Below are 16,905 nucleotides of genomic sequence, written 5' to 3'. Positions count from 1 at the left end.
CCTAATCAGCCAGAATGCAAACCTGTGCAAAGCAGTCCTGCCTGACATTACCCGGCTGGCCGCTACTTTCGCGTCTTGGCGCCTTCTTTTTTCTCTTGTTTGGGCAACCAGCGAGCGAGCTGCTGGCGCAAGGCCTGGGTCTCGCTTTGGCCCGCCAAGTTCTTCCATTCGTAGGGATCCTGAACCACGTCGTACAGCTCTTCGCTGCCGTCGGCGTAGCGGATGTAGCGGTGCGTGCGAGTCTTGACACTGTGGTTTCCCTGGCCATGAGTGGTGATCGCCGGTTGCGTCCATTCGCTCTGAGTGTCCTTGAGCAGCGGCACGAGGCTGGTTCCGGCAACAAAGTCAGGAGTCTCCAGTCCGGCGAGCTCGCAAAGGGTCGGATAAACGCTGCTCAGGTCAACCGGAGCATGACAGAGCTGTCCAGGTTCGCTCACGCCGGGTACCACCCAAAGGTTCACTACACGAGTGGTCTCTTCCCAGAGTGCGAACTTGCGCCAGTGCTGCTTTTCGCCCAACGACCAGCCGTGATCGCTCCACAAGCAGATGATGGTGTTGTCCGCGTTCGGGCTGGCGTCCAAAGCGTCCAGTAAGCGACCGAGGTTCATGTCGGTATAGCTGCACGTCGCCAGGTAGGACTGAATGGCTGCTTTCCAGCGTCCAGACTTCAAGAATTTAGCGTGATCCGCGTTCGGCTTGGCCATGTTCACGCCGGCTTTGGGAAGGTCATCCAGGTCGTTTTCCAGATGCGGCGGTAACTGAATGTCTTCCAGCGGAAACGCGTCGTAATACTTGCGCGGGACCACGAAGGGCAGGTGCGGTTTATAGAGTCCACAGGCAATGAAGAACGGCTGATCGGTTTTCTGATTCAATCGCTTGATGCAGTAGTCGACGGTGTGCCAGTCCTTGAGGTCTTGGTCCTGCAGGTTGGGATGCACAACATCATCATGGTAGCCATCATATTTTTTCACGTTCGGGCCATCATTGCTGATGTCCTTACGGCGCATGTAATCGGACCACTCGGCAGGATGATATTCCATGCTGTGGTAGATCTTCCCTGCCCCGCTGACTCGATAGCCGGCCTGCAAGAACTGCGCACTCAGCCCTTCGCCGACCGGTTGGTGCTTTTTCCAAAAGTGGCCGTTTTTGTAGCAACCCGTTTGCCAGGGACGACGACCACCCATCAACGCTGCTCGCGATGGTTCGCAGGCTGGCACGATGGTGTGTGCATTGGTGAAGCTGATACCACGTGCCGCCAAGCGATCAAAGTTTGGCGTCCGAGCTTGCGGATTGCGGTTCAAATGCCCAACCCAGTGATTCAAGTCGTCCACCGCGATCATGAGCACATTGGGGCGATCGGCAGCCGGGGCCGGAGTTGCATGGAACGCCACCAGCAAACCCATCAACAAAAAGACTGTTTTGGGAAGCACGGTTGTAGAGAGGACTGGTTTGCGAAACATGACGCCGTTATGAATGAGGAGGAGGTTTGGTCGGGGAAACCAGTCAAAAGGTTGCCCGAGGCGCGGGGCTACGAAGCCAGCCGGGAAAGTGCTACATTCGTCACTCGCGCAGCCACTGCAACGCCGACAATGACGCGCTCGATCGGCAGGCCATTTTACTCTAGCTGTTTTTACTGCAATGAAAATCACAGGATTCAAAGTCTATCAAGTCGACTTGCCGTTGAAGGAAGGCAATTATAGCTGGTCGGAAGGCAAGAGCGTTGACGTTTTCGATTCAACCGTGGTGGTTGTCGAAACCGATGCCGGAATCAGTGGTTACGGTGAAGTTTGTCCGCTGGGGCCGGTTTACTTGCCCGCCTATGCCGCCGGGGCTCGCGCTGGCATCGCCGAACTCGCTCCGCAGCTGATCGGCGCCGATCCCACTGAGCTGGTCAAGCTGAATCGGGAAATGGATCGGATCATGAAAGGACATCCCTATGTGAAGTCCGCAATCGATATGGCCTGCTGGGATATCCTTGGCAAAGCCGCCGGAATGCCGGTCTGCAGTCTGCTTGGTGGACGCTACGGTGATGACGTTGTCCTGTACCGCGCGATCTCGCAACGGCCTGCTGCTGAGATGGCACAGAACGTGGCTGACTACCGCAGTGAAGGTTACCAGCGGTTTCAGCTCAAAGTGGGTGGTGATGCCAACGAAGACATCGAACGGATTCGCGCTGTACGCGAAATCCTGCAGCCCGGTGATAAGTTAGTTGCCGATGCGAACACCGGCTGGTTGATGCACGACGCCATGCGAGTCGCCGGCGCCGTTGCTGACTTGGACGTTTACATTGAACAACCCTGTGCAAGTTATCAGCAATGCTTGACCATTCGCCAGCATACCCAATTGCCATTTATCCTCGATGAAGTCATCGACTCAGTGGATGCGATCTTGACCGCAGCCGCCGATCGAGCGATGGATGTGGTGAATATCAAAATCAGTAAGTTCGGTGGCTTGACCAAGGCCAGGCAGGCCCGTGATCTGTGCGTGTCATTGGGAGTCGCCATGACGTTGGAAGACAGCTGGGGCGGAGACATTATCACCGCTGCCATTTCACACTTGGCTCACAGCACGCCAACCGAATACCTGTTCACCAGCACGGACTTCAACAGTTACGTAACGCAAAGCATCGCTGATGGAGCTCCGCAGCGCGAAAACGGCCGGATGGCGGCCTCGACCCAGCCCGGCCTCGGTGTCACACCAAAGTTTGACGTTTTGGGTGATCCCGTCTGGGTCAGTTAAGCCCGTGCCCTAGAAGCAATGCAATCGCCACCCTGCCTCGCTGGAACGTGGCGTCATCAAGGAGTTCTCGCAGCGCGTGATTGTTTGCCAGCTTTAAGCCACCACGAGATCCTGAGCACGCAACTTCTGAGCCTTCAAGACGTTCTCCGGGGTCGCGATCTTTCCCGGCCGAGTCAAGCGTGCTGCGGCAGCCCAAGCAATGATTGTTCCGGACACGGCCGCCGCGGTGATCGATAGAATCACATCCGATGTCACCAGACGTTCATTGTCAGCGTACATCATGGTGAAGATCCAATTCGACTTCTGCCAGGTCGCGTCATAGTTGATCTGGCGGTACTCATTGAAGTGCAACTGCATGGAGTAAGGAATCAGCGACGAAAAGATGGCCACAATCGCTAACATCGCGATACCAAAGATCGGACGCGGGTTGTGTGACAGGCGAATCAAGTGCATCAAGCCGCGCGAGAGTACCAGGCCACAGATGATGTAGCTTGGCACCAGCAACGAAATTCTAGCAATCATCCATGATGCACTGCCGCCCATGGACAGGCCACGCACATTTTCTTCGATCCATGATAGCCCCAGATAATGGATCCCGGCCAGCAGCCAGATCACGCTGGTCACAAACACAAGTCCCGAAGTGGGCCCCGGTGTGAGCCAGGTTAAGCACAGTCGGCCAGCAAAACTGCTGGGCAATTCGCGGCGAATTCGTGCCGTCATGTGATTGCCTTCGGCCACGATCATTGAACTTGCAATCGTCCAGAGCACCGTCAGGAACAGCGTGCCACTGACGTAGGAGACCATCGGGACATCTAAATCGGATGTGAAGTTGTAAACACCGATCACCATCGCCGAAAGCACAAAGCCTGTCATGACCAACAGCGCCAGGCGGATGGAGGTCGAGCGGTTCTCCGATTCTGGCTTTAACAGGGCCGCAGCAACCGTCAGCAAGAGAATCGAGATGACGACCACACCACCGATCGAGGTGTAGGCAATAAACGCAATTTCTTCAGCCGAGGTGTTGAATCCATAGAACAGCAACTCAAAGGCCGCGAGGCTAAATCCCCACGCGGAACCGAACACCGTTGCCACCAGGGCCAGTAGATTCAGCGTCCGTAATGCTCGTGATCGTGCCACGGTCGCTAAAAAAATCCCCAGTACCGTTAACTGCAGGGCACCCAAAAAGAGACTGCTAATCAGTCCCATGACCAACGACATTTCAACGCCGCGCAACGTGTACGCATAAGCCATGCAGGGAAACAGAATCAACAAGTAAAGCATCATCTGCAACAGCGCGCTGCCCAGTTTTCCTAGCACAATCTGCCACGGTGAAAGCACGCTGATTGACAGTAGTTCCATCGTGCCGTCCTCCATTTCGCTCTCCATGGAACGAAATGCGGCGACGGGAACCACCAGGATCATCGGCAAGGCCAGCACTAGGTAAAAGCCCAGCATCATCCGTGGTGCCGAAGGTTGGTAGTAGATGTTCGGCATCAACGACAGGCTGCCGCCAATCGTCCAGCCAACCGCTGCAAGCAAGATCAATGAAAATGTCAGCAAGAACTGGCGGCTCTGTAAGGCCTGCCGAGTTTCCTTGACCAAAATAGGGTTGATGCGATCGCCTACCGAATCACACCAACGGTCAAACTTTTGCAAGTAGGGGTGCCGGAGCTCTGGCAAAATCTGATCGTCACTGTCGCTGGAAAGTTCAATCGTGGACATGATGCTGGCAAACAGAGGTGGGAACGCTTGGTGGAGACGACGGCGCGAGGAAATGAATCCGGACAGCTTATGACTTACTGAACCAATCCTTCGGTGACTTGCAAGAACACATCTTCCAAGCTCTTTTTACTGGCGTTGACTTCGGCAATCTGGAAGCCCTGGGAAACCAAGTGAGTCACCACGGTTGCCTGATCTTCCAGCAGTCCGCTAAACCCAACGCGAACAAGTTGCCCATCGATCAGGAGATTGTCCAGGTCCAATTTGTCATGCAGTTGCTGCAGAGCACTGGCAACTTCGTCCAAACGATTCAGCACACGCAGCTTGAGTTCGCCAAGGTTTTGTTGTTCGGCCTGGATTTCATCAACACTGCCGGTGGCAAGCAGGCGGCCTTGTTCAATGATGCCGACCGCGTCACAGATTTCAGCCAGTTCGGTCAGAATATGGCTGCTGATCAAGATCGTCTTGCCTCGTTCAGCAAGCTCGCTGATCATCTGTCGGAGTTGGATGCGAGCCCGTGGGTCCAGTCCGGCCGCTGGCTCGTCCAAGATCAGAACCGCCGGGTCGTGGATCAACGCACGTCCCATGCATAGACGTTGCTTCATGCCTTTGCTGAGTCCGCGAATGGGCTTGTTGGCCATCCCTTCGGCACCTGTGAAGCCCAGCACCCATTTCAGTCGCTCATGCCGTTCGCGGCCGATCAATCCGTAGGCCCGAGCAAAGAAGTCCAGGTACTCGCGACAATTGACGTTCCGATACGTGCCGAACGCATCGGGCATAAAGCCCAATTCACGACGCACGAGTTCAGGATCATTGATGACCGAGAATCCGTTCACATAAGCATCTCCATACGTTGGCAAATCCAATGTTGCCAAGATCCGCATGGAGGTGGTTTTGCCAGCGCCGTTGGGACCGATGTAGCCAAACACCTGTCCCGGTCCCACAGAGAAACTGATGTCGTCGACGGCTTTGGTTTTGTCAAAGAATCGGTGCAGTCGGCGAAGCTCGATCGTGGCTGCGGTTTCACTGTGAACGGCGGGTGGGCCACTGGAACTGGCCGTCGTGGTCAAACTAGCCAGCCTCTCCGCAGAAGCCAACGGTGGTGAGGTTTCGCTCTCCTGTGCAGAATCTATTTCGCTTAACGCAGGTGCGGTGGATGAATCATCAAAGTGTGTCATTCGAAAGTCCCCATCACAAAGCGAACGCTTGCTTCCAGTTTGGCACCGCCGATCGGTAAGGCATCAGGATCGGCTTCGGCAACTCCTAGGAAGGTTCCCGGAGGCAACGCATTGAGCGTGAATGCATGTCGGTTGAGCCAGTTTTCAAACAAGCCCTCCTGTTTCGATGTGCGTCCCAGAATCAGTGAACTTTGTATCGAGCTTTGCAGAATCTTGTTACTGATCTGTTGCAGCAGATCCCCCTTCACGCTGTTGCCTTCGCTGGCGTAATTGACACGAGCTTGCAGCGGGAAGTCGCGATAGAGTTTAGACAATTGGTAACGGGCGCTGCGCCCGATCAGGAACGTCACGCTGGTCGTGGAGTCGGCGTCAATGTCTTCGGCGATTCCATAGATACCATTTCGGTCTCGGACAATCAGTCGGTCAATCTTGAAGGGCAATGTGCTGGTCAGTTCGGTCAGGTTTGCTTTTTCAACGTCTAGCCGTTCGTTCATGCTGTCGTCACTTGCCGAGAACGGGCGTTCGCTGTCATCGGACAGTGTCTGCAGTCGCTGGCTGTCGGCAAAGGCGGTCAGGGAAAGCGTCCCCATTTGGCGATGAGACTGGTGAGTGACAAACTGCGTTTGAGCACGCGCGGGAAAGGCCTGAGAAGAAAACGACTGCGACTGCCCATCAAGGGTGACGCGGATTTGGGGAGCCGTTTCCGTTGGCTGATCGAGTAACGGACCCAGGCGATGAAGCGGCATCACGGTGGCTCCTTCGTCGAATTGCAACCCGCTGCGGACACTGACGCCATTGTAAAGTGTCATGCGATTCCGCTCCACCGCGTCGCCGCTGGCCCCGTCAATCCAAGTGAGTTGGCGAAGTCTCGCCCGCGTGCCAATCCCATCGGAAACAAAGCTGTAGGTGAACATGGCAATCGTCGTCCCAAACGCAAGCACCGGTGCAATGAGAAACATCAGGTAAGCGCGGTGCACCTTGCGGGTCCAGCGATACGACACTGGGCCGACCACGATCGCAAAGCAAATCATGATCGCCATAAAGGTGTACACAGGCGGTTCGGCGATTCCAGGGATCAGCCATTTGCCGAATCCCGCTGTGCCAGTCGCCGGGTCAATGCCTCGACGAAGTAACGGAGAATTCTGGTCGCTGCCAAATGATCGCAACCCAGGAATCAACCAATTCTTGGGAAACTGATCGGTCGGCAAATCCAGCACCATGCCCATGCCAACCGGGTAGACCTTTAAATCGTTGCCAAAGACAATCCGTAATTCATCTCGCCAGTTTTGGATCTGCATGCGTGTGTTGCTCAGTTCGCTTGTCTCCAGAACGGCACGGGTGGGGCTGGTCAGATCAAGGTAGCTGCTGGCAACTTGAACGTTGCTCCAGCGGCGGGAGCTAAAGTTAAGCTGCGTGGTTGCTTCAACGAGACGGTCCGTTATTTGCCGGGCCGACACCGAGGCGATGATGGCTGATCGATACCGATCTGCGGACACCGTCAGCAACTGTTGGGAATCGTCTGGGTCCAGTCGCTGGTACGATTGAAGCTCAAGGAGATCAAGAAGTTCTCCGCCGCCGGGAACGATGCTGATTTGTTTGGGCAGATTATTCGTTGAAGAGCCTGAGTCGATGGTGGACTCATCATTCATCACGCCCAGAATGCCGCCCATCTGAGTCCATTCACGCAGACAGGCCAACTGTTCGGGGTTGCTGGTTTTTAACGCCGTCAATGTGCTGCGTCTGATCAAGATGGCATCATGCTGTGCCAGGGCACGCCAGTCGATCGGCAGCGATGCCAGGGACGCAGCCGTGATGGTCGCGAAGGCGTCTTCATAGCTGGCTTGGTTCTCGGGGACCGTTCGCGCACGCTCAATCAACAATTCCAGGTCGGGGCGATTCTCGACTGGCTGAGCATCAACGATCAGCATGTTGATGGTTCGTTCATTGCTTAGCGTCTCTGCATAGTATTCCGTCATGATCCGTCCTGTTGAACGAAACCGATTTCCCAGCTGAAGCGTTTTGCTGTAACGATCCTGAGGTTGCCCATTTCGCAGGACCTGGATCTTGATCCCTTCGCCGAGAGTCCACTTGGGGAGCATGCGCTCAACGGTGACAGAGGACTTGCCCTGTGCGATCGTAAACGGGATGTCAATTTGCAGCTCGTTTCCGACGCTGCTCTGTCGCTCGGTGTCGGTCAGACGCAGTGTCAGGTTTTCATCGGCAGTGAGCACTCCCGTTGGTGAACGTGCTGTAAACAGCAAGCCCTGATAGCCAGGCTCGACGAAACTGGAAAGCGTGCCGCCAATGCGAATGTCTAATTCGCCGGGTTTGGCTGGGGCACTTGGAAAGCTGAAGTTTAGTGCGCGTCCTGGGGCAATGATTTGATTCGGCGAGAGGTTCGCTCGTGCGGTCGCTGTTCCCTGTGATGTGTCGCCAATGGGGGAATCCTGAGCAATTGCAAGTCGGCTGGAAAACAGGAACGCGAAGCTGATGAATCCTGCCAGGCGAATCATTGTCAGAAAGTGGGACGCAGATTCGGGTGGGCGATGATGGATGATGGTCAAGGCACTCATTGAGCTTGCTCCCGAGGGGCGATTTGCTGGGGCGGCAATTGGTCTTCGGCAAAAGGGCTGGTTTGGTCGCTGGGCTTGCTTGCTTGCCAAGACAGTAGCAGCAGGAAGAATCCAATGAGCATGCTGGAGCGAAAGACGATCCAGCTGGTAAACAGGCTGCCTTCGTTGGTCGTTAGCCACAGGACAAGCATGCCTGCACTTGCAAGCGTTCCCAAGCCGCCGATTAGCCCGGCAAATGCCAGCAACCCTTTGTCAAACGCCCAGGCGGCCAGAAACGCCAGCCAAGCGATGACCAGCAGAGCCAGCGCGGCGGCCAGTCCTGCAGAGACGCCAATCGCATAGGTGGCTCCTTCGTCGGCCGCCGAAACCATCGCGATCACGGGCGCTGATAACGTGGTCAGAATTAGCATCATCCGGAACGAAACCCGAGGCAGCAGTCGGCTGGGTAAAACCGGCTGATGAGTCACCGTCGGTGCGGCGTTGAATGTGCGTTGCACTCGGCGCGACGTGACCGGTGTGGTGGGGCGATCGTCAGCCTTGGGGGGCAAACTGAATTCGCCGGGCTGAGTCGTGTCTTCGGGTGAAGTTTCCGAGTCCTTCACAGAGGTGCTCCTGGGGCCGGATGATCATGGTGTCAGTTCAGGCTGCTTGCAATCCTTGCCCTTCGAACGCGTCGATCGGCCTGCAGATGACAGCGTGGATGCGACAAGCTGGCGGAGTCTGGCAGTTGACAGGGCCACGCAGTGTCCCCACGCAAAGCCTCCAAGCAATTGTCTCCACGCAGTGCCTCCAGTTTACCAGGATTGTGAGTTTCTGTGTGTGGTCGCGTCCCGCCCCCCGTCGCAATCTCCACCCTGTCCCATTCGTTGTGCACCGTGAACCGTCCCCCAAATCCCACCCGTCAGGCAAGTCTTATCCGAACGCCCAAGGCGTTCCATCACGGAGGGAAAGCCAGCAAACGCAGCACTCTACTCTGAAGCGGTTGAACAAGTTCCCCAGGTCATCGGCCTCTCGTCAGGGAACGATTGTGGAGCATCTTCGGCGTTCAGCGCGACGGGCCGCATGGTCTGGTGGGTCACTCGGGCCGAGAAGGTGTGAGCTGGGGGGGGGTCGTGTGGGTGGTGCGATGTCTCTCTGGGTGGGGTGTTTTGTTGCGTTGGAGTTGATCGGCGCTGGGGCAGCTTCACTCTGGATTTTAGCGATTCCCGTGGCCAGGCACGCTGTGGTTGCTCAGTGCGGTGACTTTTCCCCGCTTTGTCAGCCGCTGGCGGCGGCGGTTTGACGCGTCTCGGCGGCGGTGGCGGGGGGAAATGGATGTGGTTCGAGTGAAGTCGCAGCTTCGTTTTTCCTTAGGCCTCGACGAAACCTACCTGTGACGGCTACACTTGCGGGCTTCCCAACGGAAATTCCATCCATTTCCCCCAGATCGGCCCTTGAAAAGGCCCCAGTGACCAGCCGTGATTCTGATACTTAAAGGCGGTGCCACCGACGACCAGATCGATCATGTCATCGAGCGTGTTGAAGCGATGGGCCTGCAAGCTCACCTTAGCCGGGGCACATTTCGAACCATCATCGGTATCATTGGTGATGAAACCCAGATCGTTGTCGAATCGATTCGCGCCATTCCAGCTGTGGCCAAAGTAGTGCCCGTGTTGCCACCGTATAAACTTGCTTCGCGCGAAGCTCATCCCGATGCGAGCGTCGTTGACGTCAGTGGCGTGAAAATTGGCGGCGGAAATGTGGCGCTGATCGCTGGTCCCTGCAGTGTTGAAGAAGAAGATCGCATGCACCGGATCGCAGAGAGTGTCGTCTCTGCTGGTGCGAACATTTTCCGCGGCGGAGCCTTCAAGCCACGCACCAGTCCTTATGCGTTTCAAGGTCTGGGTGAAGAAGGTCTGCGTCGTCTGAGAGATGTCGGCCAAGCGTATGGTGTTCCGGTCGTCACCGAGGTCACCGATCCACGTTTGGTCGAATTGGTTGCCGAGTATGCTGACATGTTGCAGGTCGGTGCTCGCAATATGCAGAACTTTGCCCTGCTGAACGAAGTTGGCGCCAGCAAACGGCCGGTGCTCTTGAAACGAGGCATGTCGGCGACGGTGACGGATTTGTTGATGTGTGCCGAATACATCCTGTCCAAAGGCAATCCCAACGTCGTGCTGTGCGAGCGTGGCATCAAGGGGTTTGATCCCGCAACACGCAACGTTTACGACGTCGCCGCAGTGCCGTTGGTGCATCAATTGAGCCACTTGCCGATCATTGTCGATCCGTCTCACGCGACCGGCAAACCCGATTTGATTCCACCGTGTGCGATGGCTGGCTTGGCCGCTGGCGCTGACGGTGTTCATGTCGAAGTCCACGACTGCCCGGAAGTTGCCAAAAGCGACGGCCCGCAGGCGTTGCTTCCCGAACAATACGATGAACTTGCCAGTCAAATGAAGTCGCTGGCAGAACTCCTTGGAAAAACTGTTTCGCCCTTGCCGGAGAAAACCGCGTGACACGCCGAACGATCATTGCCGGAAACTGGAAGATGAACACCCGCGCCGATGGCGCTGCTGAATTGGCCAAGGCCGTCGCCGACGCTGCTGGGCAAACGCCCGCCGTCGAAGTCGCGGTCTGCCCGCCGTCAGTCTATTTGAGCCGAGTCGGCGAAGTCCTGGCGGGTTCAAACGTTGGGCTGGGAGCCCAAAACTTGTATGCCGCTGAAGACGGTGCGTACACCGGCGAAGTCAACGCAGCGATGCTGAGTGATGTCGGTTGCCGCTACGTCATTCTTGGCCACAGCGAGCGACGCGCTTTGCTGGGTGAGACTGACCAGCAGGTTAGCGAAAAGTTGGCCGCAGCCTTGGCTGGCAACTTGGTCCCGATCGTCTGTGTCGGCGAGACGCTGGAAGATCGCGAAGCCAACCGCACCGAAGCTGTCGTGGAAACGCAAATTCGTGGCTCGCTGGCTGGACTCGACGAAACCCGCGCCGCTGGCGTTGTGGTTGCCTACGAACCCGTTTGGGCGATCGGAACTGGCAAAACGGCCACTCCAGAACAAGCTGAAGAAGTCCATGCCTTCATCCGCAAGTTGCTGGCCGAATTGTTTACCGCTGAAATCGCTGACCAAATTCGAATTCAATACGGCGGTAGCGTGAAGCCCGGCAATGCCAACGAGTTGCTAGGCCAGCCCAATATCGACGGTGCCCTGGTCGGTGGAGCCAGCCTGAAAGCAGATGATTTCCAAGCCATCATCAAAGCCGGCTGATCACAGCTAGCCTGATGCTTGTCGATCTGAACGCCCAATCAAATGGTATCGATCGACCGCCCATTCCTGGTCGCAGCCGGATTTCCGCTGTGACTGCCCTGTCAAGGCGGGAAATGGGCTAGCACTCAATTGGGTTGGGATGTTCCAATAAGGGTTTCAGCGGGCTGTGCCCACGCCAGATCGCTTGCTGAGAACTCCATCACTGATGCCGGAGCGGATCCGGGGTCAGCGTTGAAAAGACAAATCTAACTATCAATCACTTCCTTTTTACCGCTTTGGTGGCGCGAGAGTTGAGCCGGTTTTGCCCGGTAACGCTCGTTCCAGCAGGCGGAGATTACGGTTTGAAGCCATGAGTTTCCTTCCCGCTGTCCCAGCGTTGTTCGCAACCGTTTTCGGTTTCCTGATCGGCACCTTGATGTTTGTGCTGTCGCTGTTTTTGATTTTGCTGATCTTGATTCAGCGAGGCAAAGGCGGTGGTCTTGCAGGCGCCTTGGGTGGCCCCGGCGGGCAAAGCGCCTTTGGCAGCAAAGCTGGCGATACAATCACAATGGTGACCGCCGGACTGGCCGTCGTTTGGGGCCTGGTCTGTGCGATCGCAATGTACAGCCTAGGTGAGTCCCCAGCGGGAAGTGGTGACGAGTTCAAACCAGCGGAGCCAGTCGCCCAGGTTAATGATCCCGGACAAGAGGGGGTCGAGACGGGCACTTTGGAAAATATCCTCGGTGGTGGTAATGAGTCCAGTGGCGGTGCAATCGACGATTCGGAAATGACCCCTGCAGAGGACACTGGCGAAGCGAAGCCAGTCGCAGAAGAAACCAGCACAGACGACGCAGAAAAGCCTGCTGAAGAAAAGCCTGCTGAAGAAAAGCCTGCTGAAGAAAAGCCCGCTGACGCGACTGAAGCAGAATCGACTGAAGGCTGAACGCCCGCACCATAAGCTGGCTGTGTGCTGCTGCTCGCGCAGTGACAATGCTGTCGCTGCGATCTTTTCACCACTGTGTGAACCCCGACGTTATGCCTGAATCTGAAGCCACCATCGAACCTGCTGACGTACAAACGGGTGGCGAACTTGCACCGACCGTTTCCAGCTCTGTGGAGCGTTTTGCGGTGCATAGCATGACCGGCCAAGGCTCCGCATCGGTGGTGACTGAGTTTGGCATGGTCAAGGTTGAACTCCGCTCGGTCAATCATCGCGGCTTCAAGTGTTCGATGCGTCTCCCGGAGATACTGAGCGGATTTGAAGGCCGGATCGAGGCTGTCGCTCGCAATCACTTGCATCGCGGTTCGATCAACTTGAGCGTGCATCTGGAGACGCGTCCCGAGGCGGTCGCTGGACGGGTCAATCAGGATGTCTTGGTGGGCTATTTGCGACAGTTTAAGGATGCCGCTGAACAGGCTGGGTTAGAATGGGGGACGGAGGCAAATGTCGACGTTGGTTCATTGCTTAATCTGCCGGGGGTGCAAAGTGGTCAGTGGGGATCCGGCAAGCAGAGCGAGCAACTGTTCGCTCAGATGCAGCCCGCGCTGCTGGACGCTGTTGCTGGACTGGCTCAAATGCGTTCTCAGGAAGGTCGAAACATGGGGCAGGTCTTGCTGGCCGAGACCCAGGGTATGCGAAACAGTGTGGCGGCAATCGCTCAGTTGGCACCGCGTATCTCCGATCATTACCGTCAGCGACTTGAAGGCAAGGTCAAGCGTGCTCTGGCCGAACAAGGCTTGGAGATCGATCCGTTAGATCTGCTCCGCGAAGTGCAAATTTACGCTGATAAAACGGACATTAGTGAAGAGCTGACGCGTCTGGACAGTCACTTTGAACTCTTTGACGCCGTGGTTTGCAACGGGCCGGAGTCGGTGGGCAAGAGCGGCGCGACCGAACCGACCGGCCGGCGACTGGACTTTATCATTCAAGAGATGTTTCGGGAAACCAATACCATTGGTTCCAAAGGATCCGACGCACAGATCGCGGCCTTAGTCGTTGACCTAAAGTGTGGTATTGAACGGATGCGTGAATTGGTCCAAAACATCGAATAAACACTCATTGGATTCAGCAGGATGGTTGAACCCTCAGCAGCACGATTGGTCATTATTTCAGGTCCCAGTGGGGCCGGGAAATCGACGGTGACGCGCGAGTTGCTCGCTGAGTGTTCGCTGCCGCTCCGCATGAGTGTTTCCGCGACGACGCGTGCTCCGCGGCCTGGAGAGCAAGACGGCAAGGACTATCACTTTTTGGACCACGATCGTTTTCAAACGCTGCGGCAGGACGATGCCTTCTTAGAATGCAAAGAAGTGTTCGGGTTGGGGCATTGGTATGGCACGTTGAAAAGCGAAGTCACCGCGGGGCTGCAGAACGGCCAGTGGGTGATCCTAGAGATTGATGTTCAAGGAGCATTGGACGTCATGCGACACACGGACTTGGATCCAATCACGATGTTCATTCATCCGGGCGGGATGAAGGAACTCGAAAAACGCCTTCGTGCTCGCGGCACGGAAAACGAACAAGCCATTCAGAGCCGCCTGGAAACAGCTGCCAGCGAGATGCGTTACGTTGATCGCTACCAATACGAAATTGTTAATGGCGCGGTGCCCAATACCGTGGCCCAAGTTTGCCAAATCCTTAGTGACCATCGGGAGCTTCACGCATGTTAGAAGAACTCAAAGACGAAGAAACTGTCAACAAAGTTGGCGGCCGTTTTAAGCTGAGCACGTTGATTCAAAAGCGACTGGTGCAACTCAATCAGGGTAGCCGAGCGCTCGTCAATGCCGACACCCATGACAAGATGTCCATCGTCTTGCAAGAAATCATGCAGGATAAAATCATCCTGAACATGGAAAACGAAGTCGAGGAAGTCAAACCGCTTGACTTGGATCAGACCATCGCTGCGGTTGAAACGCCCGACGTTGATATCGCCGACCTGTAGGATGGAGTGTCGGAGGCCTCGTCCTTGGGGGCTAGGCCGACGACACTTACGTTCAAAGTTGTGAGTCTCGCAACCAGTCAGTAGCTACGTATTCTCATGTCTGCATCTCGTTCACACCGCGTCTTATTAATCGTTGGTGGTGGCATTGCCGCGTATAAGGCGGCGACGGTTTGCAGTCGGTTGGCGCAAAGCGGTCATCAGGTTCAGACGGTGATGACTCGCAGCGCGACGGAGTTTCTCGGTCCGGCGACGTTGGCCGCACTGTCCGGGCGTCCGGTCGGTTTGGACGGCAGTTTTGCCGCTCAGCACCCCCTGGGAGCGCACATTGAGCTTGCGCGTGAGGTAGATTTGTTAGTCGTTGCCCCGGCAACGGCCAACTTGATTGGCAAATTTGCCTACGGAATTGCTGACTCTCTGGCCAGCACGCTGTATCTGCAGAATCAAGCCCCCGTTTTGGTCGCTCCGGCAATGAGTGATCCGATGTGGTCGCAGCCCAGCGTGCAGCGAAACATCCAGCAGTTGCAGCAAGACGGTTGCCACACCATTGGTCCAGAATCGGGTTGGTTGTCTTGCCGTGTTCTCGGTCAGGGTAGAATGAGTGAACCAGAAAGCATTCTGGAGCGAATCGAGCAGATCCTTTCGATGAATGATGCCAAAAAATAATGCCAGGCAATGATGATTCATTTTCCGAACCGAACCCGGACCATTTGTTCAGCCGTTGACGTTTGATTGGTTCGTCTCTCACCACAACTTTTCTACCAGCAAGCGTCCAACTTACATCCTCGCAGAAGACCACGTTTATGCCTTTGCTTGTTTTTGGCCATCGCAACCCCGACACCGATGCGATCTGTTCAGCGATTGCTTATGCAGATTTCTTGCGGCGCACCACTCGTCCAGACGCGGTGGCGGCCAGTTGCGGACCACCTAACCAGCGGACCGAATATGCACTGAAGATCGCTGGTCTCTCGCCGCCTCGGATTGTGATGGACGTCCGTCCGGTGGTCGAAGACGTTTGTCAATCCGATGTCAGTAAAGCGGTCTGCGAAGACGTGTTTTACGACGTGTATCGATTGATGGATGAGCGAGGTCTGCGGAGCATTCCGATCGTCACTGAGGATCAGCAGTTGCATGGCATTGTGACCTTGCTGGATTTGCTGGAACTGGTCTTGAACAGTGGTGTCGATCCGCTGAAAGCTCGCAAGGTCAGAACCAGCTTGAACAAGATTGTCTCCGTCCTCGGCGGCGGTTTCCAGAACGAAGTTCGTCCAGAGGAAGCCGAAGAGTTCATTGTCAGCGTGGGGGCGATGAGTGCTGCGGGGTTCGTCCAACACATGGGACAGTTCCCAGCTGAGAAATTGCTTGTCGTCAGTGGTGACCGTCCAACCATTCAATTGCCGGCCTTGGAACGAGGCGTGCGTGCCCTGGTGGTCACCGGCGGTTATGAGCTCTCTGACGGGCTGCTGCAGTTGGCTCAAGTTCGCGGCATTGCGGTGATTCGCAGTCCCTTTGATACCGCCACGACAACCATGCGGATCAAGGCGGCACAGATGATTGGTGCAGTCGTTGATACAAACTTTAAGTCATTGCCGGCAAGAATGCCGGTCGAAGAAGCCAGACGCGAAGTCTCTCGATCGGCCCAATCAATGTTCCCCGTTCTCGAAGATGGCGAACTGGTGGGGGTGCTCAGTAAAAGTGATTTGGTCGATCCGCCCGCTCAAGAATTAGTGTTGGTCGATCACAATGAAATGGGACAGGCGGTCGCCGGAGCGGAAGATTCCAATATCGTCGAGGTTCTGGACCACCACCGCCTTGGTGGGTCATTGAAGTCGACCGAGCCGATTCGATTGACGATGGAACCGGTCGGTTCAACGTGCACGCTGGTGGCCAGCAAGTTTCAAGAAGCCGGTATTGATCCGGAACCAAGCATGGCCCTGTGCATGGCTTCGGGAATGATCAGCGATACGCTGTTTTTGCGTTCGCCAACGACGACTGAAAAGGATCGCCAGATTCTCAAATGGTTACAGCAGTTCTGTACCGTTTCGCTCGAAGAGTTTGCGGCTAACTTCTTTCAGGTCGGTTCCGCTCTGCGAACCTGTTCTCCGGATGAAGTGGTCCGCGAAGATTGCAAGCATTTTGAAGAATCTGGACAAGCGTTTTCAATCTCCCAGATCGAAGAGATCGGCTTTGATTTGTTCTGGCAACGCAAGTCAGAATTGTTCACGGCGTTAGAACAGATGGCGGATTCACAGCGTTTAGAATTTAGCGCCCTGCTGATTACTGATATCTCCAGCAACGGCAGTTTGTTGATGCTAAGCCGTGAACCCGACGGCTGGGAGGACATTAATTATCCTGAACTCGAAGATCGACTGTACGAGCTGAACGGCGTCGTGAGTCGAAAAAAACAGTTATTGCCACTGATTTCCAGCCTCCTGGAATCACCGACGGTTGCCGGCTGAGTTTCGTGGCGGGTTGAGACGTAGAAACGTCAATTACTGATCATGGCGATTGCCATGACGTTTCCGGCAATCAAC

Annotated in this window: 14 protein-coding genes; 9 read left to right on the top strand and 5 right to left on the bottom strand. The window is 55.7% G+C overall.

All coding sequences use genetic code 11. The features are described 5' to 3' along the window. Positions 1-62 precede the first annotated feature (62 nt). The gene (locus SV7mr_RS20510) at positions 63-1,460 is read right to left on the bottom strand and encodes a sulfatase (RefSeq protein WP_419187681.1); all 1,398 of its coding nucleotides are present in this window, start codon (positions 1,458-1,460) and stop codon (positions 63-65) included. A gap of 178 nt (positions 1,461-1,638) precedes the next feature. Between SV7mr_RS20510 and SV7mr_RS20505 the strand changes: the two genes are divergently transcribed. Continuing rightward, a complete protein-coding gene (locus SV7mr_RS20505; RefSeq protein WP_145276211.1) occupies positions 1,639-2,739 on the top strand; it encodes a cis-3-hydroxy-L-proline dehydratase in 1,101 nt (366 codons plus the stop codon). 93 nt (positions 2,740-2,832) lie between these two features. On the opposite strand, the gene SV7mr_RS20500 is transcribed toward SV7mr_RS20505, so the two are convergent. From SV7mr_RS20500 to SV7mr_RS20485, 4 genes are all read right to left on the bottom strand, one after another. Beyond that, the gene (locus SV7mr_RS20500) at positions 2,833-4,461 is read right to left on the bottom strand and encodes an ABC transporter permease (protein ID WP_145276209.1); all 1,629 of its coding nucleotides are present in this window, start codon (positions 4,459-4,461) and stop codon (positions 2,833-2,835) included. Between the two features lie 74 nt (positions 4,462-4,535). Further along, positions 4,536-5,636, bottom strand: coding sequence for an ABC transporter ATP-binding protein (locus tag SV7mr_RS20495; protein WP_145276207.1), 1,101 nt, complete (start codon positions 5,634-5,636; stop codon positions 4,536-4,538). Continuing rightward, positions 5,633-8,209, bottom strand: a complete 2,577-nt coding sequence (locus SV7mr_RS20490) for a hypothetical protein (protein ID WP_145276204.1) — start codon at positions 8,207-8,209, stop codon at positions 5,633-5,635. Before SV7mr_RS20490 ends, SV7mr_RS20495 begins: the two co-directional genes overlap by 4 nt. Beyond that, entirely contained in the window at positions 8,206-8,811 is a 606-nt protein-coding gene (locus SV7mr_RS20485; protein WP_145276202.1) for a hypothetical protein, read from the bottom strand. Before SV7mr_RS20485 ends, SV7mr_RS20490 begins: the two co-directional genes overlap by 4 nt. A gap of 855 nt (positions 8,812-9,666) precedes the next feature. On the opposite strand from SV7mr_RS20485, the gene aroF reads away from it, so the two are divergent. The 8 genes from aroF to SV7mr_RS20445 all read left to right on the top strand — a co-directional run bounded on the left by aroF (position 9,667) and on the right by SV7mr_RS20445 (position 16,830). Beyond that, a complete protein-coding gene (aroF, locus tag SV7mr_RS20480; RefSeq protein ID WP_145276200.1) occupies positions 9,667-10,704 on the top strand; it encodes a 3-deoxy-7-phosphoheptulonate synthase in 1,038 nt (345 codons plus the stop codon). Further along, positions 10,701-11,456: a triose-phosphate isomerase gene (tpiA, locus tag SV7mr_RS20475; RefSeq protein ID WP_145276198.1), complete on the top strand. Its 756-nt coding sequence runs from the start codon at positions 10,701-10,703 to the stop codon at positions 11,454-11,456. Before aroF ends, tpiA begins: the two co-directional genes overlap by 4 nt. A gap of 349 nt (positions 11,457-11,805) precedes the next feature. Next, positions 11,806-12,378, top strand: a complete 573-nt coding sequence (gene secG, locus SV7mr_RS20470; protein WP_145276196.1) for a preprotein translocase subunit SecG — start codon at positions 11,806-11,808, stop codon at positions 12,376-12,378. A 92-nt stretch (positions 12,379-12,470) separates the two neighbouring features. Continuing rightward, complete coding sequence (locus SV7mr_RS20465) at positions 12,471-13,487, top strand: YicC/YloC family endoribonuclease (RefSeq protein WP_419187680.1); 1,017 nt, start codon at positions 12,471-12,473, stop codon at positions 13,485-13,487. Between the two features lie 21 nt (positions 13,488-13,508). Further along, on the top strand, positions 13,509-14,102 hold the full coding sequence (gene gmk, locus SV7mr_RS20460; protein WP_145276191.1) for a guanylate kinase: 594 nt from the start codon (positions 13,509-13,511) through the stop codon (positions 14,100-14,102). Then, positions 14,096-14,374 (top strand): DNA-directed RNA polymerase subunit omega, encoded by a 279-nt coding sequence (locus SV7mr_RS20455; protein WP_145276189.1) that lies wholly within the window; start codon positions 14,096-14,098, stop codon positions 14,372-14,374. The genes gmk and SV7mr_RS20455 overlap by 7 nt, the downstream gene beginning before the upstream one ends. A gap of 96 nt (positions 14,375-14,470) precedes the next feature. After that, positions 14,471-15,037 carry a flavoprotein gene (locus SV7mr_RS20450; RefSeq protein ID WP_145276187.1) on the top strand — a complete coding sequence of 189 codons (567 nt, stop codon included), beginning with the start codon at positions 14,471-14,473 and terminating at the stop codon, positions 15,035-15,037. Positions 15,038-15,174: 137 nt separating this feature from the next. Continuing rightward, entirely contained in the window at positions 15,175-16,830 is a 1,656-nt protein-coding gene (locus SV7mr_RS20445; protein WP_145276185.1) for a putative manganese-dependent inorganic diphosphatase, read from the top strand. The last annotated feature ends 75 nt before the right edge of the window (positions 16,831-16,905 follow it).

Origin of the sequence: Stieleria bergensis, assembly GCA_007745635.1 — a bacterium.
Classification (GTDB): Bacteria; Planctomycetota; Planctomycetia; order Pirellulales; family Pirellulaceae; genus Stieleria; species Stieleria bergensis.
This window is presented reverse-complemented; position numbering and strand designations above follow the sequence as displayed.

Bases quoted from the DNA above. Each gene is read 5' to 3' on its own strand.
- SV7mr_RS20495 (WP_145276207.1), bottom strand. From the start codon at position 5,636: ATGACACACTTTGATGATTCATCCACCGCACCTGCGTTAAGCGAAATA.
- SV7mr_RS20500 (WP_145276209.1), bottom strand. From the start codon at position 4,461: ATGTCCACGATTGAACTTTCCAGCGACAGTGACGATCAGATTTTGCCA.
- SV7mr_RS20465 (WP_419187680.1), top strand. From the start codon at position 12,471: ATGCCTGAATCTGAAGCCACCATCGAACCTGCTGACGTACAAACGGGT.
- SV7mr_RS20510 (WP_419187681.1), bottom strand. From the start codon at position 1,460: ATGTTTCGCAAACCAGTCCTCTCTACAACCGTGCTTCCCAAAACAGTC.
- SV7mr_RS20455 (WP_145276189.1), top strand. From the start codon at position 14,096: ATGTTAGAAGAACTCAAAGACGAAGAAACTGTCAACAAAGTTGGCGGC.
- secG (WP_145276196.1), top strand. From the start codon at position 11,806: ATGAGTTTCCTTCCCGCTGTCCCAGCGTTGTTCGCAACCGTTTTCGGT.
- gmk (WP_145276191.1), top strand. From the start codon at position 13,509: ATGGTTGAACCCTCAGCAGCACGATTGGTCATTATTTCAGGTCCCAGT.
- SV7mr_RS20445 (WP_145276185.1), top strand. From the start codon at position 15,175: ATGCCTTTGCTTGTTTTTGGCCATCGCAACCCCGACACCGATGCGATC.
- SV7mr_RS20505 (WP_145276211.1), top strand. From the start codon at position 1,639: ATGAAAATCACAGGATTCAAAGTCTATCAAGTCGACTTGCCGTTGAAG.
- SV7mr_RS20490 (WP_145276204.1), bottom strand. From the start codon at position 8,209: ATGAGTGCCTTGACCATCATCCATCATCGCCCACCCGAATCTGCGTCC.
- SV7mr_RS20450 (WP_145276187.1), top strand. From the start codon at position 14,471: ATGTCTGCATCTCGTTCACACCGCGTCTTATTAATCGTTGGTGGTGGC.